Origin of the sequence: Pseudomonas batumici (assembly GCF_036585405.1) — a bacterium.
Classification (GTDB): domain Bacteria; phylum Pseudomonadota; class Gammaproteobacteria; order Pseudomonadales; family Pseudomonadaceae; genus Aquipseudomonas; species Aquipseudomonas batumici.
The window spans coordinates 3392709-3416461 of record NZ_CP144470.1 but is presented as its reverse complement, the minus strand read 5'-3'; the positions used below and the strand labels follow the sequence as shown (position 1 = coordinate 3416461).

24 protein-coding genes and 1 pseudogene are annotated in these 23753 nt (G+C 64.3%); 4 read left to right on the top strand and 21 right to left on the bottom strand.

What is annotated here, in order from left to right:
- Positions 1 to 64 precede the first annotated feature (64 nt).
- Positions 65 to 862 (top strand): transporter substrate-binding domain-containing protein, encoded by a 798-nt coding sequence (locus NUH87_RS15375; RefSeq protein WP_338521358.1) that lies wholly within the window; start codon positions 65 to 67, stop codon positions 860 to 862.
- 6 nt (positions 863 to 868) lie between these two features.
- On the opposite strand, the gene NUH87_RS31290 is transcribed toward NUH87_RS15375, so the two are convergent.
- The 11 genes and pseudogenes from NUH87_RS31290 to ubiE form a co-directional block, all read right to left on the bottom strand.
- Positions 869 to 1582: a methyl-accepting chemotaxis protein gene (locus tag NUH87_RS31290; RefSeq protein WP_422393945.1), complete on the bottom strand. Its 714-nt coding sequence runs from the start codon at positions 1580 to 1582 to the stop codon at positions 869 to 871.
- Positions 1583 to 1726: 144 nt separating this feature from the next.
- Positions 1727 to 2812, bottom strand: a pseudogene (locus tag NUH87_RS31285) (methyl-accepting chemotaxis protein); the annotation flags it as partial.
- 215 nt (positions 2813 to 3027) lie between these two features.
- Entirely contained in the window at positions 3028 to 3735 is a 708-nt protein-coding gene (locus tag NUH87_RS15365; RefSeq protein WP_338521354.1) for a 16S rRNA (uracil(1498)-N(3))-methyltransferase, read from the bottom strand.
- A complete protein-coding gene (gene tatC / locus NUH87_RS15360) occupies positions 3732 to 4514 on the bottom strand; it encodes a twin-arginine translocase subunit TatC (RefSeq protein WP_338521352.1) in 783 nt (260 codons plus the stop codon). The genes NUH87_RS15365 and tatC overlap by 4 nt, the downstream gene beginning before the upstream one ends.
- Positions 4511 to 4972, bottom strand: a complete 462-nt coding sequence (tatB, locus tag NUH87_RS15355) for a Sec-independent protein translocase protein TatB (RefSeq protein WP_338521350.1) — start codon at positions 4970 to 4972, stop codon at positions 4511 to 4513. The genes tatC and tatB overlap by 4 nt, the downstream gene beginning before the upstream one ends.
- Before the next feature lie 10 nt (positions 4973 to 4982).
- On the bottom strand, positions 4983 to 5261 hold the full coding sequence (locus NUH87_RS15350; protein ID WP_338521348.1) for a twin-arginine translocase TatA/TatE family subunit: 279 nt from the start codon (positions 5259 to 5261) through the stop codon (positions 4983 to 4985).
- 23 nt (positions 5262 to 5284) lie between these two features.
- Positions 5285 to 5617 (bottom strand): phosphoribosyl-ATP diphosphatase, encoded by a 333-nt coding sequence (locus NUH87_RS15345; protein ID WP_040063626.1) that lies wholly within the window; start codon positions 5615 to 5617, stop codon positions 5285 to 5287.
- A 2-nt stretch (positions 5618 to 5619) separates the two neighbouring features.
- On the bottom strand, positions 5620 to 6012 hold the full coding sequence (gene hisI / locus NUH87_RS15340) for a phosphoribosyl-AMP cyclohydrolase (RefSeq protein WP_338521345.1): 393 nt from the start codon (positions 6010 to 6012) through the stop codon (positions 5620 to 5622).
- A gap of 80 nt (positions 6013 to 6092) precedes the next feature.
- Positions 6093 to 7697 (bottom strand): ubiquinone biosynthesis regulatory protein kinase UbiB, encoded by a 1605-nt coding sequence (ubiB, locus tag NUH87_RS15335; RefSeq protein WP_338521343.1) that lies wholly within the window; start codon positions 7695 to 7697, stop codon positions 6093 to 6095.
- Positions 7694 to 8317 carry a ubiquinone biosynthesis accessory factor UbiJ gene (locus tag NUH87_RS15330; RefSeq protein ID WP_338521341.1) on the bottom strand — a complete coding sequence of 208 codons (624 nt, stop codon included), beginning with the start codon at positions 8315 to 8317 and terminating at the stop codon, positions 7694 to 7696. Before NUH87_RS15330 ends, ubiB begins: the two co-directional genes overlap by 4 nt.
- Entirely contained in the window at positions 8317 to 9087 is a 771-nt protein-coding gene (ubiE, locus tag NUH87_RS15325; protein WP_040063633.1) for a bifunctional demethylmenaquinone methyltransferase/2-methoxy-6-polyprenyl-1,4-benzoquinol methylase UbiE, read from the bottom strand. Before ubiE ends, NUH87_RS15330 begins: the two co-directional genes overlap by 1 nt.
- Before the next feature lie 154 nt (positions 9088 to 9241).
- On the opposite strand from ubiE, the gene NUH87_RS15320 reads away from it, so the two are divergent.
- The 3 genes from NUH87_RS15320 (at position 9242) to NUH87_RS15310 (ending at position 10863) form a co-directional block, all read left to right on the top strand.
- Positions 9242 to 9517: a polyhydroxyalkanoic acid system family protein gene (locus NUH87_RS15320; RefSeq protein WP_040063634.1), complete on the top strand. Its 276-nt coding sequence runs from the start codon at positions 9242 to 9244 to the stop codon at positions 9515 to 9517.
- Between the two features lie 139 nt (positions 9518 to 9656).
- On the top strand, positions 9657 to 10079 hold the full coding sequence (locus tag NUH87_RS15315) for a phasin family protein (protein WP_338521338.1): 423 nt from the start codon (positions 9657 to 9659) through the stop codon (positions 10077 to 10079).
- A 10-nt stretch (positions 10080 to 10089) separates the two neighbouring features.
- The gene (locus tag NUH87_RS15310; RefSeq protein ID WP_338521336.1) at positions 10090 to 10863 is read left to right on the top strand and encodes a phasin family protein; all 774 of its coding nucleotides are present in this window, start codon (positions 10090 to 10092) and stop codon (positions 10861 to 10863) included.
- A gap of 127 nt (positions 10864 to 10990) precedes the next feature.
- Here the strand turns inward: NUH87_RS15310 and NUH87_RS15305 are convergent, their stop codons facing one another.
- From NUH87_RS15305 to NUH87_RS15260, 10 genes are all read right to left on the bottom strand, one after another.
- Entirely contained in the window at positions 10991 to 11611 is a 621-nt protein-coding gene (locus NUH87_RS15305; protein ID WP_338521334.1) for a TetR/AcrR family transcriptional regulator, read from the bottom strand.
- A gap of 63 nt (positions 11612 to 11674) precedes the next feature.
- Complete coding sequence (phaC, locus tag NUH87_RS15300; protein ID WP_338521332.1) at positions 11675 to 13357, bottom strand: class II poly(R)-hydroxyalkanoic acid synthase; 1683 nt, start codon at positions 13355 to 13357, stop codon at positions 11675 to 11677.
- Positions 13358 to 13489: 132 nt separating this feature from the next.
- Positions 13490 to 14347 (bottom strand): poly(3-hydroxyalkanoate) depolymerase, encoded by an 858-nt coding sequence (gene phaZ, locus NUH87_RS15295; RefSeq protein WP_338521330.1) that lies wholly within the window; start codon positions 14345 to 14347, stop codon positions 13490 to 13492.
- Between the two features lie 186 nt (positions 14348 to 14533).
- Positions 14534 to 16213 carry a class II poly(R)-hydroxyalkanoic acid synthase gene (gene phaC / locus NUH87_RS15290; RefSeq protein ID WP_040063646.1) on the bottom strand — a complete coding sequence of 560 codons (1680 nt, stop codon included), beginning with the start codon at positions 16211 to 16213 and terminating at the stop codon, positions 14534 to 14536.
- 257 nt (positions 16214 to 16470) lie between these two features.
- Positions 16471 to 16851 (bottom strand): DUF971 domain-containing protein, encoded by a 381-nt coding sequence (locus tag NUH87_RS15285; RefSeq protein ID WP_338526717.1) that lies wholly within the window; start codon positions 16849 to 16851, stop codon positions 16471 to 16473.
- A 63-nt stretch (positions 16852 to 16914) separates the two neighbouring features.
- Complete coding sequence (hslU, locus tag NUH87_RS15280) at positions 16915 to 18252, bottom strand: ATP-dependent protease ATPase subunit HslU (protein ID WP_338526716.1); 1338 nt, start codon at positions 18250 to 18252, stop codon at positions 16915 to 16917.
- A 43-nt stretch (positions 18253 to 18295) separates the two neighbouring features.
- Complete coding sequence (gene hslV, locus NUH87_RS15275) at positions 18296 to 18826, bottom strand: ATP-dependent protease subunit HslV (RefSeq protein ID WP_040063652.1); 531 nt, start codon at positions 18824 to 18826, stop codon at positions 18296 to 18298.
- Between the two features lie 140 nt (positions 18827 to 18966).
- Positions 18967 to 19671, bottom strand: coding sequence for an SPOR domain-containing protein (locus NUH87_RS15270; protein ID WP_338526714.1), 705 nt, complete (start codon positions 19669 to 19671; stop codon positions 18967 to 18969).
- Between the two features lies 1 nt (position 19672).
- Entirely contained in the window at positions 19673 to 21409 is a 1737-nt protein-coding gene (argS, locus tag NUH87_RS15265) for an arginine--tRNA ligase (RefSeq protein ID WP_338526713.1), read from the bottom strand.
- Between the two features lie 120 nt (positions 21410 to 21529).
- Positions 21530 to 23749 carry a primosomal protein N' gene (locus NUH87_RS15260; protein ID WP_338526711.1) on the bottom strand — a complete coding sequence of 740 codons (2220 nt, stop codon included), beginning with the start codon at positions 23747 to 23749 and terminating at the stop codon, positions 21530 to 21532.
- Positions 23750 to 23753 lie beyond the last annotated feature (4 nt).

Below are 23753 nucleotides of genomic sequence, written 5' to 3'. Positions count from 1 at the left end.
CTTTCACGCAGGCGTCGCGGGGCTCGCCGGCACGACCGGAAAAGCGGCCCAGGGGAGTTTCAGGATGAAAAGGTTTCTGTCGATGTTGCTGCTGGGGGTCGTGGTGCTCGCTCATGCGTGTGCGCTGCAGGCGGGGGCCATTGACGATGCGGTCAAGCGCGGCACGCTGAAAGTGGGTACCAATCCCACCTATATCCCCTTTGAGATGACGAACAAGCGCGGCGAAATCATCGGTTTCGAGATCGATCTGTTGCGTGAGATGAGTCGGGCGCTGGGGGTGAAGCTGGAGTTGGTGTCCAGCTCCTACGCCGAGTTGCTCCCCGGTTTGCTGGCGAACAAGTTCGACCTGATCGCCAGCGGCATGACCCTGACCCAGCAACGTAACCTGCGGCTCAATTTCAGCGATGCCTTTATCGTGGTCGGGCAGACGCTGCTGATTCCCCTGGCACTGGGTGGCAAGGTGCAGGGTTTCGAAGACCTGAACGAGGCGGGTTATCGCATCGCCGCCAAGGCCGGGACCACGGGTGAAATCGTCGCCAGGAAAATGATGGGCGAGGCCCAGCTGAGCACTTATGCCAATGAGGAGGAGGGGGTGCGGGCGGTGCTCGAGGGCAAGGCCGATGCCTTTGTCCACGATGCGCCCTACAACCTGGTGGCGGTGAACAAGCTGGGCGACGGCAAGCTGTTGTGCCTGGACCAGCCGTTCACCTATGAACCGCTGGCCTTCGGGCTGAAGAAGGGTGACCACGACAGCCTCAACTGGATCAACCACTTCCTGCACCAGATCGCCGAGGATGGCACCTACGATCGTATCCACGACCAGTGGTTCAAGGCGAGCGACTGGCTGGCTGAGATCGATTGACCGCTCCTACACCTTGAAACGCTCTACCAGGCGCTGCAACTGAGCGCCCAACTGGCTCAGTTGCAGGCTGGCGGCGGCGGTGTCGTCGCAAGCGCTGGCGGTCTGCTGTGACATGTCGCGCACATGCAGCACGCTGCGGCTGATCTGCTCGGCGACGACGCTCTGTTCTTCGCCCGCCGCCGCGATCTGCTCATTCATCCCGAGGATCTGCGACACGCTACGGCTGATGGCCTCCAGCTTGCCGCCGCTGTGGCGGCTCGATTCGACGCTGTTGCGAGTCAGCTTGCGGCTGCTGTCGAGCATGCCCGCGACCTGCTGGGTGCCGCCTTGCAAGGCCGCGATCAGCTCCTTGATCTCCTGGGCCGAGTCCTGGGTGCGTTGCGCCAGGCTGCGCACCTCATCGGCGACCACGGCAAAACCGCTCCCGGCCTCGCCGGCCCTGGCCGCCTCGATGGCGGCATTGAGGGCCAGCAGGTTGGTCTGTTGGGACACCGACTTGATCACGTCCAGTACGCTGCCGATCCGTTCGCTTTCCCGCTGGAGCCCGTCCATGGCCTGGGAGCAGAGCTGCATCTGTTGCTCGAGCTGTTCGATCTGCTCGATGGCATAGGCGACCGCACCGTCACCGTCGCGGGCCTGCTGGTCGGCCTGGGTGGCCGCCAGGGAGGCGGCATCGGCGTGACGGGCCACCTCCCGCACGCTGGCGGTCATCTGTTTCATGGCGGCGGCCACTTGCTCGGTAGCGGCATTCTGGCTGCTGACGCTGGCATCGGTCTGTTCGGTGCTGGTCGACAGGTGCTCGGCGGCGCTCGCCACCCGGGAAGCGCTGGTGCCAATGCCACGAATCAGTTCCCGTAATCCGAGGGTCATGCCTTGCATGGCCTGCTGCAACTGGCCGAGCTCGTCGCGGCGATCGACCGCCACATCGCGGCTCAGGTCACCCGCGGCGATGTGGCGCGCCAGTTTCAGGCTGCGCGACAGCGGGATCAGCAACTGGCGGCTGAGGATCCAGGCGGCGAGGCTGGCGATCAACCAGGCCAGCAGGGCTATTTTCGCCAGCATCCATTTGGCCGCCTGGGCCTGACGGTCGCGGGTCTGGGTCTGGCTGCGGCTCAGTTCCTCGTTGCCGGCCAGCAGCCTGTCGCCCAATCCTTCCATGACGTTGTGAGCGGCTTCGGCGAGTAGTTGTGCGTCCTTGAACTGCTGGAGCGCCTCGCGATAGTGGCGCAGCTCCACCAGCATGCGCTTGTGGTCGTCGGCCAGGGCCGGGGTCAGTGGCATCACTTGTGTCTCAAGTTGTCCCAGGCGGTCGATCGCCCTCAGCGCCTGCTCCGAATAAGCCTGCAGCGAATCGGACAGATAGGCCGGTGCCTGGATGCTGGCGTGGGTGTCGTTGATCAGTTGACGCAGCGCTTCGACCCGTTTGAGCGGCGCCTGCCACTGCAGGTCATGGGTGTTTTTGCTCGCCTCGCGCAGTTGATGGGCTTCGAAGCGGGCCACCGCCTGCGTGGCCTGGATCACGCCGGCATTCATCCGCTGGCGAGCGCGTTCGCGGTCGCGAAGGCTTTCATCGAGATCGTCGAGGGTGGTCTGGAAACCCTGGATTGCCTGTTGTTGGTCGTTCAGGACCTGGCGGTCGCCCGGGTCCGGCAGGCGTGGCAGAAGCCCGCTCAAGAGCTTCTCGATGCCCGCCAGTTGGCGGGTGATCCGGGTGCGGCTCTGTGGGTCGTTCAGCACCCGGAAGGCGATGCGGTCGGCGCGCATGTCGCTGGTGAGGCGGCTGAGCCGGGCAATGCTCGAGAGCGTCTGCGAGCGTTCTATGGTGGTGCCCAGGGCGTGCCAGCCGGTCAGGGTGACCCCCAGGGTCAAGAGCAGTACGAGGCCGAAGCCCAGGGCCAGTTTGAAGCGGATACTGCGGTCGCGCAGTGCGCGGATCAGCCAACGGAACATGGTGAATCTCCTGCCAAACGGATGAGTCCATGGCCCTCACGTGCAAATGCGTGGGGCATGTCCTCTCATCGGCTTGGCGGCGGGAGACGCGACCTGAATGGGCTGTAGGGTAATTCTTTGAAAGATGAAGGTTTTTTCTGTCGGCCAGTCAGCCAAGGCTGAGCACGCTTCCTGTAGGAGCAGCCGGTCGACGCTCCTACAGAGTGCGGGGAGGATCAGAACAGGCGGGCGAGCAGGGCGGTCACGGCGGTCTCGACCCGCAGGATGCGTTCGCCGAGCTGTACCGGTTGCAGCCCGGCCTTGCCCAGCAGGTCGATCTCGTAGGGAATCCAGCCGCCTTCCGGGCCGATGGCCAGGGTCACCGGCTCATCCAGGCCACGTGGGCAGGGCGGGTAGTTGCCGGGATGGCCGACCAGGCCGAGGGTGCCGGCACTGATGGCCGGCAGACGGTCTTCGACGAAGGGCTTGAAGCGCTTCTCGATGATGACCTCCGGCAGCACGGTGTCGCGGGTCTGCTCCAGCCCGAGGATCAGTTGCTCGCGAATCGCCCCGGGCTCCAGGAACGGCGTCTGCCAGAAGCTCTTTTCCACGCGGTAGCTGTTCACCAGTACCACCTTGGGCACACCCAGGGTGGCGACGGTCTGGAACACCCGGCGGAGCATTTTCGGGCGCGGCAGGGCCAGCACCAGGGTCAGCGGCAGTTTCGCCGGTGGCGCTCGATCCAGGCTGACCCGCAGCTCGGCCTCGTTGGCGTCCAGGCGCAGCACCTCGGCGCTGCCCATCAGGCCGCCGATACGCCCCACCCGCAGGCTGTCGCCCACCGCCACCCGGTGGACTTCCTGCATGTGGGTCAGGCGCCGGTCGCGCAGCACGACGAGGTCGGCCGCGATGAAGTCGGCCTCCTCCAATAGCAGCAGGTTCACGTCAGCGGGGCTGGCGGTTGGGCGTCGTTGTCGGCGGACTCTTCATCGCGGTGTTTGCGCACCAGGCCGCCGAACAGCACGCCGATCTCGAACAGCAGCCACATCGGCACGGCCAGCAGGGTCTGGGAGAACACATCCGGCGGGGTCAGGATCATGCCGACCACGAAGCAGCCGATGACCACGTAGGGGCGGATCTTCTTCAGGTATTTGACGTCGACCACGCCGATCCACACCAGCAGTACCACCGCCACCGGGATTTCGAAGGCCACGCCGAAGGCGAAGAACAGCGTCATGACGAAGTCGAGGTAGCTGGTGATGTCGGTCATCATTTCCACGCCGGCCGGGGTCGCGGCGGCGAAGAACTTGAAGATCAGCGGGAACACCAGGAAATAGGCGAAGGCCATGCCGGTGTAGAACAGCACGATGCTCGACACCAGCAGCGGCACGGCGATGCGTTTTTCATGCTTGTACAGGCCCGGCGCGATAAAGCCCCAGATCTGGTGCAGGATCACCGGGATGGCCAGGAACAGCGAGACCATCATGGTCAGCTTGAGCGGCGTCAGGAACGGCGACGAGACGTCGGTGGCGATCATCGTCGCCCCCGCCGGCAGGTACTGGCGCAGCGGAATGGAAACGAAGGTGTAGATCTGCTGGGTGAAGGCGAACAGCCCGGCGAAGATCAGGAAGATCGCCGCGACACAGCGCAGCAGGCGGGTGCGCAACTCGGTGAGGTGCGAAACCAGCGGCATGTGCTGGTCGTTTTCCGGAATATCGCTCATGGGGCTCGCGGCGGCAAAGTAGGGTCATGAGGCGCAGGCGTGCCGCTTGGCGTCGCGCTTGCGGGTTCTGTCGGGTGCGCCGCGGGCTCCACGGCGCCGGCTACCGCTACCGGCTCGGCGGCGCTCACTGGCGTCAACGGGACTTCCGGCGACACCGGCGGCACGGCGTGGATCGTCTGTTCCACCACCGGCTCGGCCGGGGTGCTCGCGGGCGTCGGCGAGAGCATCTTGCGGGCTTCCTGCTCCAGGGACAGGATGTGCTCGTTGTGCAGTTGCCGGCGGATCTCGTCGGCACCGATCTCGCGTTCCACTTCCTGCTTGATCGCGTTGAAGCTGCGCTTCAACCGGCCGACCCACAAGCCTGCCGTGCGCGCGGCATGGGGCAGGCGCTCGGGGCCGAGCACCAGCAGGGCCACCAGGCCCACGAGCAACAGTTCACTGAAGCTGATACCGAACATTAGTCAGTGCTCACGAGTGGTTGCGGGGTTCTTCAACCTTCTGCGCCTGCACGTCGATGGTATGCGGCGTGTTCTGCTGGGTGGTGGCCTGCGGCTGCACCGGCGGCGCCGGTTGCACTACAGGAGGGGCTGTCGGCTCGGCAGGCTTTTCGTCGTCGCTCATGGCCTTGCGAAAGCCCTTGATCGCATCGCCGACATCGGAGCCGAGGTTTTTCACTTTCTTGGTGCCGAACACCAGCACGACGACAATCAGGATAACGATCCAGTGTTTCCAGTCAAAAATGCCCATGGTGCTGCTCCTCTCGAAAGTTGTTAGGCGGACGGACGCGAGGCTTTCTCGACGTGTCCGGAAAGGCCGAAGCGACGATCCAGTTCGTCCAGCACGGCCTGCGGATGCTGCCCCAGTTGGGCGAGCATGACCAGACTGTGGAACCACAAATCGGCGGTTTCGTAGATCAGGTCGCTGCAGTCGCCGCTGATCGCGGCATCCTTGGCGGCCAGGATAGTCTCGACCGATTCTTCGCCGACTTTTTCCAGGATCTTGTTCAGACCCTTGTGATAGAGGCTGGCGACGTAGGAGCTGTCGGCGGCGGCGCCTTTGCGCTCTTCCAGCACCTGGGCCAGACGGTTCAGGGTGTCAGTCATGTTCAGTGTCCTGCGGCGTAGATGCTGTGCGGGTCCTTGAGGACCGGATCGACGATCTTCCAGCCGCCGTTTTCATACACGCGGTAGAAGCAACTGTGGCGGCCGGTGTGGCAGGCGATGTCGCCGACCTGCTCGACCATCAGGATGATCACGTCGGCGTCGCAGTCCAGGCGCATTTCGTGCAGGTGCTGCACGTGGCCCGACTCTTCGCCCTTGCGCCACAGCTTGCCACGGGAACGTGACCAGTAAATGGCGCGATTCTCGGCGGCGGTCAGCTGCAGCGATTCGCGGTTCATCCAGGCCATCATCAGGATGCGCCCGGTCTTGTGATCCTGGGCAATGGCCGGCACCAGGCCGTCGCTGTCCCATTTGATCTCGTCCAGCCAGTCTTTCATCTTCGACTCCGACAACCGGGCACCACCCGCGTGGTTGTGCCTCGGTGAATGAACAGTGTGCCAGCCCACGGCCTGACTGGCTATCGGCGCACGATCAGATACAAGCCCACGGCGACCATGATCGCCGCCGGCCAGTGACCCAGCTCGTGCAAAGGCCCGCTGGAGGCCAGTACCGCGCCGCTGCCCAGGTGCAGGCTGCCGAGCAAGCGCAGGAACCAGTCGTCCGAGCGCCGGTTTTCTTTCGGCTCGGGAGGGGCGACCGGGGGCTGGGCCATGCGTTCCAGCAGGTCGCGGGTCATGTGGGCCAGGTGCGGTAGCTGCTCGATCTGGCCGTGCAGGTTGCCCAGCAGGGTTTTTGGGCTGACGCGCTCGCGCATCCAGCGTTCGAGGAACGGCTGGGCGGTGCTCCACAGGTCCAGTTCCGGGTACAGCTGGCGGCCCAGCCCTTCGATGTTGAGCAGGGTCTTCTGCAAAAGAACAAGCTGCGGCTGGACTTCCATGTTGAAGCGCCGCGCGGTCTGGAACAGGCGCATCAGCACCTGGCCGAAAGAGATGTCCTTGAGCGGTTTTTCGAAGATCGGCTCGCACACGGTGCGGATCGCCGCCTCGAACTCGTTGAGCTTGGTGTGCGCCGGCACCCAGCCCGAATCGATGTGCAACTGGGCGACGCGGCGGTAGTCGCGCTTGAAGAAGGCGAACAGGTTGCGGGCCAGGTAGTCCTGGTCTTCCGGGGTCAGGCTGCCGACGATGCCGCAGTCGATGGCGATGTACTTCGGGCTCCATGGGTTGACGGTGCTGACGAAGATGTTGCCGGGGTGCATGTCGGCGTGGAAGAAGCTGTCGCGGAACACCTGGGTGAAGAAGATCTCGACGCCGCGCTCGGCGAGCAGTTTCATGTCGGTGCGCTGGTCGGCCAGGGTCGCCAGGTCAGTGACCTGGATGCCGTAGATACGCTCCATCACCAGCACTTTCGGCCGGCACCAGTCCCAATGGACCTGGGGCACGTACATCATGTCCGAGCCTTCGAAGTTGCGCCGCAGCTGGCTGGCGTTGGCCGCTTCGCGGAGCAGGTCGAGTTCGTCGTAGATGGTTTTTTCGTAGTCGCTGACCACGTCCACCGGGTGCAGCAGGCGGGCGTCGGCCGAGACCCGCTCAGCAGCCCGGGCGAGCAGGAACAGCCAGGCCAGGTCCTGGGCGATGACCGGCTTGAGGCCAGGACGGATGACCTTCACCACCACTTCTTCGCCGTTCTTCAACTGTGCCGCATGGACCTGCGCCACCGAGGCCGAGGCCAGCGGTTCGATATCGAAGCGGTTGAAGACCTCTCCGACCTTCTTGCCCAGTTGCGCCTCGATCAGCGCGACGGCGGTCTGCGAGTCGAACGGCGGCACGCGGTCCTGCAGCAGCATCAACTCGTCGGCGATGTCCTCGGGCAGCAGGTCGCGGCGGGTGGAGAGGATCTGGCCGAACTTGATGAAGATCGGTCCCAGGTCCTGCAAGGCCAGGCGCAAGCGTTCCCCCCGGCTCAGCGCCAGGGTCTTGCGCGGGAGCCAGCGCCAGGGCAGGGCAAAGCGCAGTGCCAGGAGGAACCAGGGCAGGGGCAGCTCGAACAGCAGGTCATCGAGACGGTAACGGATCACGACGCGCTGGATGCGCAACAGACGGCGGACGGCAAGCAGCTTCATGCGTTATCGCTGGAGTTGAGGGATCGGGAAAGGCGCTCGACGCGCGCCTCGAGACGTTCCAGGTCGAGCTTGACCCGGTCCAGTTCGGCGAAGCGCGCTTCGGCCTCGTGGGTGCCCACCAGGGCACGGGATTCTTCGCTGAGGTATTCAGCCAGGTTCTGCTTCAGGCTGACCAGGCCCTGCCGGTACAAGCCGGCCCGGCTGCGCAAGTGGCCGCTGAGCAGGGGCGTGGCGATCGGGCCGAGCCAGCGCGAGAGTTCATACTCCCAGTCCAGATCCAGGTCCTGGAGGACCCCGGCCAGGTCCAGCAGCACCGCGCTGTCGCCTTCCAGGCTGACCTCGGGGCTGTGCAGGACGGCGGTCTTGTCGCGGCTCAGGGCCAGGCTCAGCAGGCTCGAGGCCGGGGCGCGGAGGATGCAGTCGGCCTCGGTGGCCCAGTGCGCGGCCAGCAGCAGGCCTTGGTCGCTGGGCAGGATGAACAGCTTCAGGGCCGGGCTGGCGCAGTCGACTTCGATGAGCTTGCCCGTCAGGTGGCCCAGGCGGCTCAAGGCCGTGCCGTCGAGGCGCAGCACCCGGTTGAGACCGTGCTCGACGCCGGCGAGAAGGCCGCTGAGCAGCATCAGGGCTTGATGCCGCGATGCAGGGCGACGATGCCCGCGGTCATGTTGTGGTAGGTCACGCGGTCGAAACCGGCCTCCACCATCATCGATTTCAGGGTTTCCTGGTTCGGGTGCATGCGGATCGATTCGGCCAGGTAGCGATAGCTTTCCGAGTCGTTGGTGATCAGCTTGCCGGCCAGTGGCATGAAGGCAAACGAGTAGGCGTCGTAGACCTTGGACATCAGCGCGCTGGTCGGCTTGGAGAACTCCAGCACCAGCAGGCGGCCGCCGGGCTTGAGCACCCGCAGCATGGAGCGCAGGGCGTCTTCCTTGTGGGTGACGTTGCGCAGGCCGAAGGCGATGGTCACGCAGTCGAAATGGTTGTCCGGGAAGGGCAGTTTCTCCGCATCGGCCTGGACGAACTCGACGTTGCCGGCCACACCCAGGTCCAGCAGGCGGTCACGGCCGACCTTGAGCATGGAGGCGTTGATGTCGGCCAGCACCACCTGGCCGGTGGGGCCTACCAGGTGCGAGAACTTGCGGGTCAGGTCGCCGGTGCCGCCGGCGATATCCAGCACCCGGTTACCCGGGCGCACGCCGGACAGCTCGATGGTGAAGCGCTTCCAGAGGCGGTGCAGGCCACCGGACAACACGTCGTTCATCAAGTCGTACTTGGCGGCCACGGAGTGGAACACCTCGGCGACCTTTTCCGCCTTTTGGCTTTCCGGTACGTTCTTGAAGCCGAAGTGCGTGGTGGGTTCGGCATCGCTGCCTTTGCGCTGATCAGTCATGTCGCTGTCACCAGAAGAGAGTGCGGGCATTCTAATCCCGGTGGCCGGCTTTGTCTTGGCAAGGGTGCATGTAAGATAGGCAACCGCCGGGACGTTTTGACGCATTCAGGGTCAGGATTCGCCGGGCAAGACCCGATAGAGCAGGAGTCATTCGATGGCCCGTATTAGTGTTGAGCGCGTCCACCGCCTGGGCAAGGCCGGTGCGCGCGAGAAGGCCGATCAGTTGGCGCAGAAGTTGGCCGGGCAGTATGGCCTGGAGCCGCAGTGGTCCGGCGACACCCTGAACCTCAGGCGTTCCGGGGTCAAGGGCGCGGTGCATGTGGGCGACGAGACGATCCGCATCGATGTCGAACTGGGCCTGCTGATGTCGGCCATGAGCGGCACCATCAAGGCCGAGATCGAAAGGGCCCTGGACAAGGCGCTGGCCTGATACGCCGTTCCTGCTCCCGCGAAGAGGGGAGCAGGGTGGCTTCGGGTTAGGGTGCCCATTCTAATTTTTCTCATTACTTTGTGCATGAGCCCCCATTCCGGTGGGCAGATCCTCCAACCGTTCACCCGTGAGGTGCACCATGGCCAAAGTAAGTCTGAAGAAAAAAACCGACGGTCAGCCAACCGCCCTGGCTGAAGTGAAAGTGTATGCGCGCAAGATCTGGCTGGCGGGTCTGGGTGCTTATACCAAGGTCGGCCGGGAAGGCAGCGAGTACTTCAAGGAGCTCGTGAAAGCCGGTCAAGACGTTGAAAAGGAAGGTAAAAAACTGATTGGCGTGCAGCGTGAAGCGGCCAACAGTCAGATCGACAGCGTGAAGGGCGAAGTCACCAGTCTCAAGGGCAAGGTGGAAGTGCAACTGGACAAGGTCGAGAAAGCCTTCGACCATCGGGTCGCCAGTGCCTTGAATCGCATCGGGATTCCGTCTAAACATGATGTGGAAACACTTTCTGCCAAGCTCGATGAGCTGACGGCATTGCTCGAACGTGTTGCGCGTAAACATTAAGGAGAACGGGATGGCTGGCAAGAAGAATACCGAGAAAGAAGGCAGCTCGTGGATCGGGAAGGTTGAGGAGTATTCCCGCAAAATCTGGCTGGCTGGTTTAGGCGTGTACTCGAAGATCGATACCGACGGCAGCAAACTCTTCGAGTCGCTGGTCAAGGACGGCGAGAAGGCCGAGAAACTCACCAAGACCGCGGTCGACAAGAAAGTCGATGCGGCCAAGGACTCCGCCAGTTCCGCCAAGTCGCGCATCGCCGGGGTCAAGGATCGTGCGCTGGGTAAGTGGGACGAGTTGGAAGGGGCTTTCGACAAGCGCCTGAACAGCGCTATTTCGCGCCTGGGCGTACCGAGCCGCAATGAAGTGAAAGCGCTGCACAGCAAGGTCGATACCCTGACCAAGCAGATCGAGAAACTCACCGGTCAGGCGGTGACTCCGGCCTCGACGAAAACCGCAGCTGCCAAGCCGGCGGCAAAAGCGGCAGCCAAGCCCTTGGTGAAGGCCGCGGCCAAACCCGCTGCCAAGCCTGCGGCGAAAACCGCGGCGGCCAAGCCGGCCGCGAAAGCCGCTGCCAAGCCTGCGGCGAAACCTGCAGCGGCCAAACCGGCTGTGAAGCCAGCCGCCAAACCGGCAGCGGCGAAAAAGCCTGCTGCCGCGAAGCCGGCTCCTGCCGCTGCGGCCAAGCCTGCCGTGGCTCCGGTATCGGCAGCCAACTCCGCTGCGGCTCCGACATCGGCGCCCGCTCCGGCGGCGACACCCAGCGCACCGACTCCAGCCTCTCAAGCCTGAGTCGTTACCCGCTGAATGAAAACGCCCGGCCTGTGAAGGTCGGGCGTTTTTGTTTGGGCAGCGATGAGACCCTTGAGTCTTGCGGTGTCCATCCGGGCGCTATCGCCAGCAAGCCGGCTCCTACATCTCAGTCGTGATCCTCCAGGTAGTGCAGGGCCATCTGCTCCGTCGCCAGCCGCGCCGGGGTCAGCAGGTGTGGGGCCACGAGCATCATGATCTGGTACACCACCAGTCGCACCTCGCCTTCGCGCCCGAGAATCCGCTGGTAATCCAGGGAAAACAGCAGCGTCAGGGTGATCTGTTCCACCAGTTGCCCGAGGGCCTGGGTTTCACTCATCAGCAAGCCTTGCGCCTTCAGCCGCGCCAGCAGCGACGCCAGTGTCCGCTTGAGGGCATTGAGCAGGTTGCGGATGCCCTTGGCCAGCTTGGGCAGGCGCCCGGACAGATTGGACAGGTCCTGGAACAGGAAGCGGTAATGGGCCAGCCGCTCGACGATCAGGTGCAGGAACAACCAGTAGTCCTCGGGTGCCAGCCGGGCGTCGGCCGGTGGGTCGAGCAAAGGGGCCAGTTCGCCCTGGAAGCGCTCGAACAAGCCCAGGACCAGGGGCTCCTTGCCGTGGAAATGGTAGTAGAGGTTGCCTGGGCTGATCCCCATTTCATTGGCCACTTCCATGGTCGAAACGTTGGGTTCGCCTTTCTGGTTGAACAGTTGCAGCGCACATTCAAGGATCCGGTCGCGGGTTTTCATCCAGCCTTCTTAGGTCGTTCCGGCAGTTCGCCACGGCTGCCCGGCAGCCGTGATCGGTCATCGTCAGCGCACCCGGACATAAGTGCCGGGTGCCGCCTCCATAGGGGGGTAATTGGCATTGCCCAGGGCCATCTGGGTTTCACGCTGAGCCCCCGAGCGTTCCTGGACCCACAGCAGCCACTGGCTCCACCAGCTGCCATCGACCTGCTTGCCGTCGTAGTACCAGGCCCGCGGATCGCTGCTCAACTTCGGGTTGTCGACGTAGTTGGCCTTGGGATTGCTCGGCGGGTTGAGGATGCTCTGGACATGGCCGCTGTTGGACAGCACGAAGCGGCGATTGCCCCCCAGCAGCAAGGTCGAGCGGTAGACCGCATCCCAGGGCGTGATGTGGTCGTTGATGCCGCCGACGCTGAAGCTGTCGACCGTGACTTTCTGCAGGTCGATGGGGGTGCCGCAGACTTCCAGGCCGCCCGGATGGCTCAGCGGGTTGTGCTTGAAGAAGTCCAGCAGGTCGCCGTGAAACGCCGCGGGCAGGCGGGTGTTGTCGTTGTTCCAGTAGAGAATGTCGAACGCCGGCGGCTCCCTGCCCAGCAGGTAGTTGTTGACCCAGTAGTTCCAGATCAGGTCGTTGGGCCGCATCCAGGCGAAGACCTTGGCCATGTCGCGGCCATCGAGCACGCCTTGCTGGTAGGAGCGACGCTTGGCCGCTTCCAGGGTCTGCTCGTCGGCGAACAGGGCGGCCGGGCTGTCCAGCTGGCTGTCGAGCAGGCTGACCAGGTAGGTGGCGCTGGACACCCGGCGCAGCTGTCGCTTGGCCAACAGGTGGCCTTGCAGGGCGGCAATGGTCAGGCCGCCGGCGCAGGCGCCCATCAGGTTGACCTCGCGGCTGGCGGTGATTGCCCGGCAGACGTTCATGGCCTCTTCCACGGCCTCGACATAGCTGGACAGGCCCCATTCGCGGTGACGCACATCCGGGTTGCGCCAACTGATGATAAACACCTGGAGGTTGTTCTTGAGGGCGAACTGCACGAAGCTGTTCGACGGACTCAGGTCGAAAATGTAGTACTTGTTGATCTGCGGCGGCACGATCAGCAACGGCCTGGCGAACTGCTTTTCGCTCATGGGCCGGTACTGGATCAGTTCCAGCAGTTCATTGCGAAACACCACTGAACCGGGGGTGGTCGCCACGGACTTGCCGACTTCGAACGAGTGCTTGGTGACCTGGCTGGGCAAGCCATTGTTGTGCAGCAGGTCGTCCATCAGGTGGCTGATGCCGCGCACGATGCTGTTGCCGCCGGTGTTGAACAGCTCCTTGATCGCCAACGGATTGAGCAGGGTGTTGGAGGGGGCCAGGGCATCGTTGAGCAGGGTGAAGATAAAGTGCGCCCGGGCGCGATCGTCGGCGCTCATCCGGCTGTCGTCGATCCAGAGCCTGATTTCTTTCTGCCAGGCCAGATAGGCTTGCAGGCCGCGGCGGTAGAAGGGGTTGAGGCTCCAGGCCGGGTCGGCGAAGCGCGCGTCCTGCGGGTTGGGCTTGTGCAGCGTGTCGCCGAGCAGCACCTTGCCCAGTTGTCCGCCCAGGGCCAGGACATGCCGGGCGGTGTGGAACGGATTGCGCAGGCTATGGGCGGCCACGCTACGCAGGCTGGAAAACAGATCCCGGCCGCGCAGGCCGGTAATCGCACTCTGTGCGTTGATGAACGTGGCGGGTGTGGGCATCGAGCCCGTCGCTGGTTTGTCTCGCATGAGTCAACACTCCTTCGCCATCAAGCTATCAACCAACACCGGGGGGCCGCGCGGACAGGCTCGTCGGTCCCGGACCTCGTTGCGCGACACGGACTTCCTGCCCGTGCACGCCTACTGCCAGGAAAAAGACTGCTAGGTACTCTTGAAAGGCGTCGGGTGCGGGTGCATCACCGCCCGCAGACGTTCTTCCTCGAGGAACTTCATGATGATCGGTGCGACGGCCTCGGCCCGGGTGATCAGGAATAAATGGCCATCGTCGATTATGTGTAGCTGGGCATTGGGAATTCGCCAAGCCAGCAGGCGCATATTGACCAGCGGAATCAGCGGATCGTCGTCGCCTGCCAGCACCAGGGTCGGCTGGTGGATCCGGTGCAGCCAGTGGATGCTGGTCCAGCCCAGGCCCGCGAACAGTTGCCAGTAGTAGCCCAGCTTGCCGGCGGAGCGGACCTTGGCGGCATGTTCGGCGGCCAGGTGCGGATCGCGGCGAAAGGCGCCGCCGTAGATGGTCGGCGCAATGCGGATGACGTGGGACGGCTGGAGGTAGCGCCGCGGACTGGCCATGTTCCACAGCACCTTGGGTTTACCGGGGACCATCACCATGCCGGCGGCGGTGGCGGCGAGGATCAGCTTCTTGCAGCGCTCCGGGTAGTCATGGGCGAACTGCTGCGCCAGGGCGCCGCCCCAGGACACCCCCACCACATTGACCTGGCCGTAATCCAGGTAATCGAGCATGCGCGCGGTGAGTTTGGCCAGGCCCGCGAAGCGATACGGCCGGTTGGGGGTCGACGAGCCGCCGACGCCGGGAACGTCGAAGGCGATGACTTCCAGGTCCGGGTCCAGGGCCTGGACGAACGGAAACACCAGCTCCAGGTTGGCGCCGATGCCGTTGAAGATCAGCAAGGGCGTCAGATGAGGCTTGCCGGGGCGAACCGCGGTGCGGATGGTCTGGCCATCCAGATCGATGGTTCGGAAGATGAACGGTTGCGGCATGCTCGAAGCCCTGTGGTTAAAACCGGTTTTGCTGCCCGGCCCCTGTAGGAGCAGCCGGTCGACGCTCGATTGCTCGCGATGGTAGCCGGGGCACCGCGGGGCATCAGGTTTCCCGCGTCATCGTTGGCCTCCATCGCGGGCAATCGAGCGTCGACCGGCTGCTCCTACAGGGTGAGGGCTGTTGTTCTACCGCTCGTGCACGTAGGTGCCTGGCGCCGCCTCGCCCGCCGGGTAGGCCTTGCTGCCCAGGCTGGTCGGTGATTTCTTCAGTTTGCCCGAGCGCTCGGCCTGCCACGCCTGCCAATGCAGCCACCACGAATCGGTGTGCTTGGTGGAGTTCTCCTGCCAGTCGTCGGCCTTGGCCGGCATCTCGGTGCTGGTCATGTAGCGCGATTTCGGGTTGCCCGGCGGGTTCAGGATGCTCTGGATATGGCCGCTGCTGGAGAGCACGAACTCGACCTTGCCGCCGAACAATTGCGCCGACTTGTAGCAGGACTTCCAGGGCGTGATGTGATCGTTGGTGCCGGCCAGGGAGAAGATGTCGGCATCGACCTTCTTCAGGTCGATGGGCGTGCCGCACACTTCCAGGGCATCGGCGCGTACCAGTGGGTTGTTCTTGAACATCTCGATCAGGTCGCCGTGGAAGGCGGCCGGCAGGCGCGTGGTGTCGTTGTTCCAGAACAGGATGTCGAACACCGGCGGCTCGTTGCCCAGCAGGTAGTTGTTGACCCAGTAGTTCCAGATCAGGTCGTTGGGTCGCATCCAGGCGAAGACCTTGGCCATGTCGCTGCCTTCCAGCACGCCGGCCTGGTAGGAGTGGCGCTTGGCAGCTTCGAGGGTCTCTTCGTCGACGAACAGCGCCACCTGGGTGTCGAGGGTGGTGTCGAGCACGCTGACCAGCAGGGTCAGGGCGTTGACCTTCTTCTCGCCGAGGGCGGCGTAGTGGCCGAGCAGGGCGGTGCAGGTGATGCCGCCGGAGCAGGCACCGAGCATGTTCACGTCCTTGCTGCCGGTGATGGCAGTGACCACGTCGACGGCTTCCTTCAGGGCGTCGATATAGGTCGACAGGCCCCACTCGCGCTGCGCCTTGGTCGGGTTTCGCCAGCTGACGATGAAGGTCTGCACGTGGCTGCGCAGGCAGAAGCGCGCCAGGCTCTTGTCCGGACTCAGGTCGAACACGTAGAACTTGTTGATCTGCGGCGGCACCACCAGCAACGGACGCTCATGCACCTGCTCGGTGATGGGGCTGTACTGGATCAGCTCCAGCACGTCGTTGCGAAACACCACCGCGCCTTCGCTGGTGCCGAGGTTCTTGCCGACCTCGAAGGCGCTCATGTTCACCTGGCTGGGCATGCCGCCGTTGTGCACCAGGTCCTTGGCCAGGTTCGAGAGGCCGTCGAGCAGGCTCTTGCCGCCGGTTTCGAAGAAGCGCTTGACCGCCGCCGGGTTGGCGGCCGTGTTGGTCGGGGCCATGGCCTCGGTCATCAGGTTGATGACGAAATGACCACGGCTGATGTCCTGGGGCGACAGCGCGCTCTCGTCGATCCAGGCGTGCAGTTCCTTGCGCCAGGCCAGGTAGATTTGCAGGTAGCGCCGGTACAGCGGGTTCTGGCTCCAGGCCGGGTCGCAGAAGCGACGGTCGTCGCTTTCCGGTTGCAGGCCGGACTTGCCCAGCAGCACGTTCTTGAGCTCGACGCCGAAATGGGCGACGTGCTTGACGCTGTGGATGGGTTGTTTGATGGCTTGGGTCAGTACCATTCGTGCAGAAGTAAGAAGATCCTTTCTACGCAAGCCGACGACGGGGTTCAGGCCCAGGGTGTTTTCCGAGGCTTGTCTTTGCAGGTCATCGTTGTTCTTGTTACTCATCTACGACGCTCCATTGTCCTGAGACGAGTACCGGGTACAGCTGTGCAAATGGCACGGCGAATGCCACTTGCTTCTGATACCAGGCACTACTGCTCGGGTGACCGTTGATTGCGCATCGTTAAATGCACGGAACTTGCCAGCCCCATTGGTTACCCGAGTTTTATTTATTTCGCAAGCGCGCCAGTCGTTAGCCACGCCGTGGGGGATTGAATCAGATGTGATTAGAAAATGCCCCCCAAAACGACCAGAGGTCCGGGCTAGAGCATCAGCCTGACGACGGACTCGGACGGGTCGCGGGATTTTCCGGCCGCCTGGAGTGCGACAAGATAGTCGGCCCACAGCTCATCCTGGCGACGCGCCAACTCGTAGAGGTAGTCCCAGGTGAACAATCCGCTGTCATGACCGTCGTCGAAGGTCAATTTCAGTGCGTACTGGCCGGCGGGTTCGAGCTTGCTCAGGCCAACATTCAGCTTGCCGAACTGGAGGATAGGTTTGCCGTGGCCCTGGACCTCGGCGGAGGGTGAGTGCACCCGCAGGAATTCGGCGGGCAGGTGGTATTCCTCGTCCGGGCCGTACTTGAGGGTCAGGGTTTTCGAGGCTTTGTGCAGGTTGATGGCGGTGGGGAGTCTGGTGGTCATGGGGCTGCCCGGCAATCGATCAGCGTAGGAGCGAGCAAGCCCGCTCCTACAGGAGGAGTCTCCTTACAGGATATACCGGGACAGGTCTTCGTTCTGCGCCAATTCGCCCAGGTGGCTGTTGACGTAGTCGGCGTCGATGCGGATCGGCTCTTCGCTGTGGGTGCTGGCCAGGTCGCCGGCGCTGAACGAGACTTCTTCCAGCAGGCGCTCGAGCAGCGTGTGCAGGCGGCGGGCACCGATGTTCTCGGTCTTCTCGTTGACCTGCCAGGCGATTTCCGCCAGGCGCTTGATGCCGTCCGGCTGGAACTCGATGGTCAGGCCTTCGGTTTTCAGCAGTTCGCGGTACTGCTCGGTCAGCGAGGCGTGCGGTTCGCTGAGGATGCGCTCGAAGTCTTCCGGGCTCAGGGCCTTGAGTTCGACACGGATCGGCAGGCGGCCTTGCAGTTCGGGCACCAGGTCGCTCGGCTTGCTCATGTGGAACGCGCCGGAGGCAATGAACAGGATATGGTCGGTCTTGACCATGCCCAGCTTGGTGTTCACCGTGCAGCCTTCGATCAGCGGCAGCAGGTCGCGCTGCACGCCTTCACGGGACACATCGGCGCCGCCGACGTTACCGCGCTTGGCGACCTTGTCGATTTCGTCGATGAACACGATGCCGTTCTGCTCGACGGCTTCCAGGGCCTTGGCCTTCAACTCGTCGTCGTTGACCAGGCGTCCGGCTTCCTCATCGCGCACCAGCTTGAGCGCGTCCTTGACCTTGAGCTTGCGGCTCTTGCGCTTGCCCTTGCCCATGTTGGCGAACAGGTTCTGCAGCTGGTTGGTCATTTCCTCCATGCCCGGCGGCGTGGCGATCTCGACGCCGAACGACTCGGCTACCTCGATTTCGATCTCCTTGTCGTCCAACTGGCCTTCGCGCAGGCGCTTGCGGAACAGTTGGCGGGTGTTGGAGTCCTGGGCCGGGGCGGAGTCCTCGTTGAAGCCCATGCGTGCCGGCGGCAGCAGGGCGTCGAGGATGCGGTCCTCGGCGGCGTCTTCGGCGCGATGGCGGACCCTGGTCATCTCCTGCTCGCGCAGCAGCTTGATGGCGGCGTCCGCCAGGTCGCGAATGATCGACTCGACGTCGCGGCCGACATAGCCGACTTCGGTGAACTTGGTCGCTTCGACCTTGATGAACGGCGCGTTGGCCAGCTTGGCCAGGCGCCGGGCGATTTCGGTCTTGCCGACGCCGGTCGGGCCGATCATCAGGATGTTCTTGGGGGTCACTTCGACGCGCAGTTCCTCGGGGAGCTGCATCCGCCGCCAGCGGTTGCGCAGGGCAATGGCGACGGCGCGCTTGGCATCGTCCTGGCCAATGATATGGCGATTGAGTTCGTGGACGATTTCGCGGGGGGTCATGGGCATAATATGTGGGTCCTCAAGCGGGAACGGCAGCCGGACGGGCTGGTTATTCCGCGAGGTCCTGCTCCTCGATGGTGGCGTTGTGATTGGTGAAGACGCAGATGTCGGCGGCGATACCCAGGGCGGTTTCGACGATTTCCCGGGCCGACAGGTCGGTTTTCTTCAGCAGCGCGCTGGCCGCGGCCTGGGCGTAGCCGCCACCGGAGCCCATGGCGATCAGGCCGTCTTCCGGCTCGACGACGTCGCCGTTGCCGGTAATGATCAGCGAAGCGTCCTTGTTGGCGACCGCCAGCATGGCTTCCAGGCGACTCAGGGAGCGGTCGGTCCGCCATTCCTTGGCCAGTTCGACGGCGGCGCGGACCAGATGACCCTGGTGTTTTTCCAGCTGGCCTTCGAAGCGCTCGAACAGGGTGAAGGCGTCAGCGGTGGCACCTGCGAAACCGGCGATGACTTCACCGTGATAGAGGCGCCGGACTTTTTTCGCGTTGCCCTTCATGACGGTGTTGCCGAGGGAAACCTGGCCGTCGCCACCCATGACGACTTTGCCGTGGCGACGAACTGAAACGATGGTGGTCAAGGGAGAATCTCCACGCAGCGGGGCGAAAATGCCTGATGGAAACTCATATGGGGGTGGTGGTGGGTTTTTCAACCGTGGGCGGGAGTAGAGGATGAGCGGCGTAGGAAATGGTGAGCGGGCAAGTCCGCTCACCACCCTTTTCAGCGGCTCTGGCGCTGTTGCAGCAACAGGTTGTTGAAGCCGCTGGCGGCCAGTTGTTTCTGCGCCTTGGTCAGCTGTTCGCGGTTGCTGAACGGTCCGACCAATACCCGATACCAGGTTTCGTCCTTCACGGTCCCGGATTCCACCGACACCGACTGCCCGAGCAGGATGACTTGCGCCCGGACCTTGTCCGCATCGGCTTCCTTGCGGAACGAGCCGGCTTGCAGGAAGAACTGCGTCACCGCCGCCGGCTTGGCCACTGGCGGCGGTGGCGGCGGGGTGATGCCGGCCAGGGCGGCCTGGGCCCGGGCGGTGTCGATCTTCGCCGCTTCGGCCGGGGTCACCGGCGTGGTCGGCGTCGGCACGGTCTGCGGCGTCGGCAGGGTTTTCTCCGGCACGGCTTCCGGCGGCACGATGACTTCCGATTCCGGCAGCAAGGTATAGAAGTCGTACTTGGGTTTCACCGGCTGGGTCGGACTCGGCGGCGTCTTGTTGGCTTCGGCGATCTTGCTCGCCTTCACCTGTTCCTGCTTGACCCGTTTGACGTCATCGCCCTTGCCCGGCTCCAGCTTCATCAGGAAGACGATGAACGCGCCCACGCCGAGGCCGATCGCCAGCCACAACCAACCCGGGATCGGCTTTTTTGCAGGAGCTTGGTAACGGCTGGCGCCACGTTTGGGTGCGGGGGTTTTCTTGGCAGCCAACTTACATACGCTCCAGGGTTTCCAGACCCAGCAGTTCCAGGCCTTGCTTGAGGGTGCGGCCGGTCAGCGCGGCGAGGCGCAGGCGGCTCTGTTTCTGTTCCGCCGTGTCGGCAGCCAGGATCGGGCAGTTCTCGTAGAAGCTGGAGAACAGGCCGGCGACATCGTACAGGTAGGTGCACAGCACATGCGGGGTGCCTTTCTCGGCAACGCTGCCCAGCACTTCGCCGAACTGCGCCAGCTTGGCGGCCAGTTCCTGCTCGTGGGTGGCCTCCAGGCTGATCTGCCCGTCGACCTGGGTGAAATCCGTGCCCAGTTTGCGGAACACGCCGGCCACGCGGGTGTAGGCGTACAGCAGGTAGGGCGCGGTGTTGCCTTCGAAGTTGAGCATCAGCTCGAAGTTGAAGCTGTAGTCGCTGGTGCGGTGCTTGGACAGGTCGGCGTACTTGACCGCGCCGATGCCCACCACGCGGGCGATGTTGCGCAGCTCTTCCTCGGCGAGCGCCGGGTTCTTTTCCTTGACCAGGGCATAGGCGCGCTCCTGGGCTTCGGTCAGCAGGTCGATCAGCTTCACGGTGCCGCCGTCGCGGGTCTTGAACGGACGGCCGTCGGCGCCGTTCATGGTGCCGAAGCCCATGTGCTCCATTTCCATCGGATGGGTCACGAAGCCGGCCTTGCGCGCCACCGCGAACACCTGCTGGAAGTGCAGGGCCTGGCGCTGGTCGACGAAGTACAGGGCGCGATCGGCCTTGAGCTGGCCACTGCGGTAGCGCACGGCGGCGAGGTCGGTGGTGGCGTACAGGTAGCCGCCGTCGGCCTTGACGATGATCACCGGCAGCGGTTCGCCTTCGGCGTTCTTGAACTCGTCGAGGAACACGCACTGGGCGCCGTTGCTCTCCACCAGCATGCCCTTGGCCCGCAGGTCATTGACCACGTTGATCAGGTCGTCGTTGTAGGCGCTTTCGCCCATGACGTCGGCCATGCTCAGCTTGACGTTCAGCAGCTCGTAGATTTTCTGGCAGTGGGACAGCGAGATGTCCTTGAAGCGGGTCCACAGCGCCAGGCAGTCCGGGTCGCCGGCTTGCAGCTTGACCACCAGGCCGCGGGCGCGGTCGGCGAACTCCGGCGATTCGTCGAAGTGTTTCTTCGCCGCGCGGTAGAAGTTTTCCAGGTCCGAGAGCTCGTCGCTGGCAATCGGGTTTTCCTGCAGGTAGGCCATCAGCATGCCGAACTGGGTGCCCCAGTCGCCGACGTGGTTCTGGCGGATCACGGTATCACCGAGGAACTCCAGGACACGCGCCACGCCGTCGCCGATGATGGTCGAGCGCAGGTGGCCGACGTGCATTTCCTTGGCCAGGTTGGGGGCCGACAGGTCGACCACCACGCGCTCCGCAACGCCTGCCTTGCGCACACCGACCCGGGCGTCGGCCAGGGCGGCGTCGAGGCGCGCGGCCAGGGCCTGGGTGTTCTGGAAGAAGTTGATGAAGCCGGGGCCGGCGATCTCGGCCTTGCTGACGCTATCGACGACGGGCAGCGCGGCGATGATCTTTTCCGCCAGGTCGCGGGGTTTGAGGCCGGCCGGCTTGGCCAGCATCATCGCGATGTTGCTGGCGAAGTCGCCGTGGGTCTTGTCCCGGGTGTTTTCCACCTGGATCGCCGGCGACAGCCCTTCAGGCAACACACCTTCGGTGACGAGTTGGGTGATGGCTTGTTGGATCAGCTGGCGAATGGTGTCTTTCATGGTCTTCTCTTTCGACCGCAAGCGCGGCGGCGCTTCGAGGCGCAGGTGGAAAAACTGGGCATTATCCGTTGCCGGGGCGAGCTTGCCAACCTCAGTCGACAGGCCGTTGTGCCATAAGGGTCAATACAAATCCACCGGATCGACATCCAGCGACCAGCGCACCTGGCGCCCGCTGGGCATCTGTTCCAATACCAGCAGCCAGCTGCTCAACAGCCGGTGCAGCGAGGCCCGGCCATTGGCCTGCAACAACAACTGCGCCCGGTAACGTCCGGCCCGGCGCTCCATGGGCGCCGGTACCGGCCCGAGCAGCTCGATGCCGCCCAGGCTCATCTCGGCGAGCAAACGCTCGGCCTCGCTGCAGGCTTCGTCGAGAAAACCCTCGGCCTGCCCTGGCTTGTGGGCTTCGGCCCGCAGCAGTGCCAGGTGCGCGAAGGGCGGCAGGCCGGCCCCCCGGCGCTCGCTCAAGGCCTGTTCGGCAAAGGCGAAATAGCCCTGCTCGGTCAGCTGGATCAACAGCGGATGGTCCGCCAGGTGCGTCTGGATAATCACCTTGCCCGGTTCTTCCGCCCGTCCGGCCCGGCCCGCCACCTGGACGATCAACTGGGCCATGCGCTCGCTGGCGCGGAAGTCGCCGGAGAACAGGCCGCCGTCGGCGTCGAGGATAGACACCAGGGTGACCCGGGGAAAGTGATGGCCTTTGGCAAGCATCTGCGTGCCCACCAGGATGCACGGCTGGCCTTTCTGGATCGTGGCGAACAACTGGTTCATCGCGTCCTTGCGCGAGGTGCTGTCACGGTCGACCCGCAGTACCGGGTAGTCGGGAAACAGGATGCCCAGGCGTTCTTCGGCGCGCTCGGTCCCGGCGCCCACCGGTCGCAGGTCGACCTTGCCGCACTGCGGGCAATTGCGCGGCACCCGTTCGACATAGCCGCAGTGATGGCAGCGCAGTTCGCCGTAGCGCTGGTGCACGGTCATGCGCGCATCGCAGCGTGAACATTCGGACATCCAGCCGCAGTCGTGGCACAGCAGCGTCGGCGCAAAGCCGCGACGGTTGAGGAACACCAGCACCTGTTGGCCGGCGGCGAGGGTCTGGCCGATGGCCTGCTGCATCGGTCCGGAAATTCCGCTGTCCAGCGGGCGGCTTTTCACGTCCAGGCGCAGGAAGCGCGGCTGCTTGGCACCGCCGGCGCGCTCGTTCAGGCGCAACAGGCCATAGCGCCCGGTGTAGGCGTTGTGCAGGCTTTCCAGGGACGGCGTGGCCGAGCCCAGCACGATCGGGATGTTTTCCTGGCGGGCCCGCACCAGCGCCAGGTCGCGGGCGTGATAGCGCAAGCCTTCCTGCTGCTTATAGGAGCCGTCGTGTTCTTCGTCGATGATGATCAGCCCGGGATTTTTCATCGGAGTGAACAGCGCCGAACGTGTGCCGATAATGATGTCGGCCTCACCGTCGCGCGCGGCGAGCCAGGCGTCCAGGCGCTCGCGGTCGTTCACCGCCGAGTGCAGCAGGGCGATGCGCGCATTGAAGCGCTGTTCGAAGCGCGCCAGGGTCTGCGGCCCCAGGTTGATTTCGGGGATCAGCACCAGCGCCTGCTTGCCGGCTTCCAGGGTCTCGCGGATCAGTTGCAGATAGACTTCGGTCTTGCCGCTGCCGGTGACGCCGGCCAGCAGGAACGCGTGAAAGCTGTCGAACCCGGCGCGGATGGCGGCGCAGGCGGCGCGTTGTTCGCTGTTGAGCGGCAGCTCCGGTTGCGCCAGCCAGTGTTCGTGGCGCTCGCCGGGGGCGTGGCGGCGAACTTCCACCTGCACCAGGTCCTTGGCCAGCAACAGGTCGAGGCTGTCCTTGCTCAGCATCAGTTTGCTCAGCAGTTGATGGGCCACGCCGTGGGGATGCTGCGCCAGGGTCGCCAGGGCTTCGCGCTGGCGCGGGGCGCGGGCGATGCGCGGATCGTCGAGGCGGGCGCCGGGGACGATCGACCAGAAGCGTTCCTGGCGCGCCTCGGCCGGCTCTCCCTGGCGCAGCAGCACCGGCAGCGCCCAGTTCAGGGTGTCGCCGAGGCTGTGCTGATAATACTGGGCCGTCCACAGGCACAGCTTGAACAGCGCCGGCGGCAGCGGCGTGGTGGCGTCGAGCAAGGCCGTAGCGTGCCTGAGCTTGTCCGCCGGGACTTCGCTGTGCGCGGCGATCTCCACCAGGATGCCGATCATCTCCCGACGGCCGAACGGCACCCGCAGGCGCATGCCGGGCTGCAGCGCGCTACGCGGCACGCCCTCCGGCGCCCGATAATCGAACAGGCGACGCAGTGGCGAGGGCAGGGCAAGGCGCAGGATGGCGTCGGGCACGCGG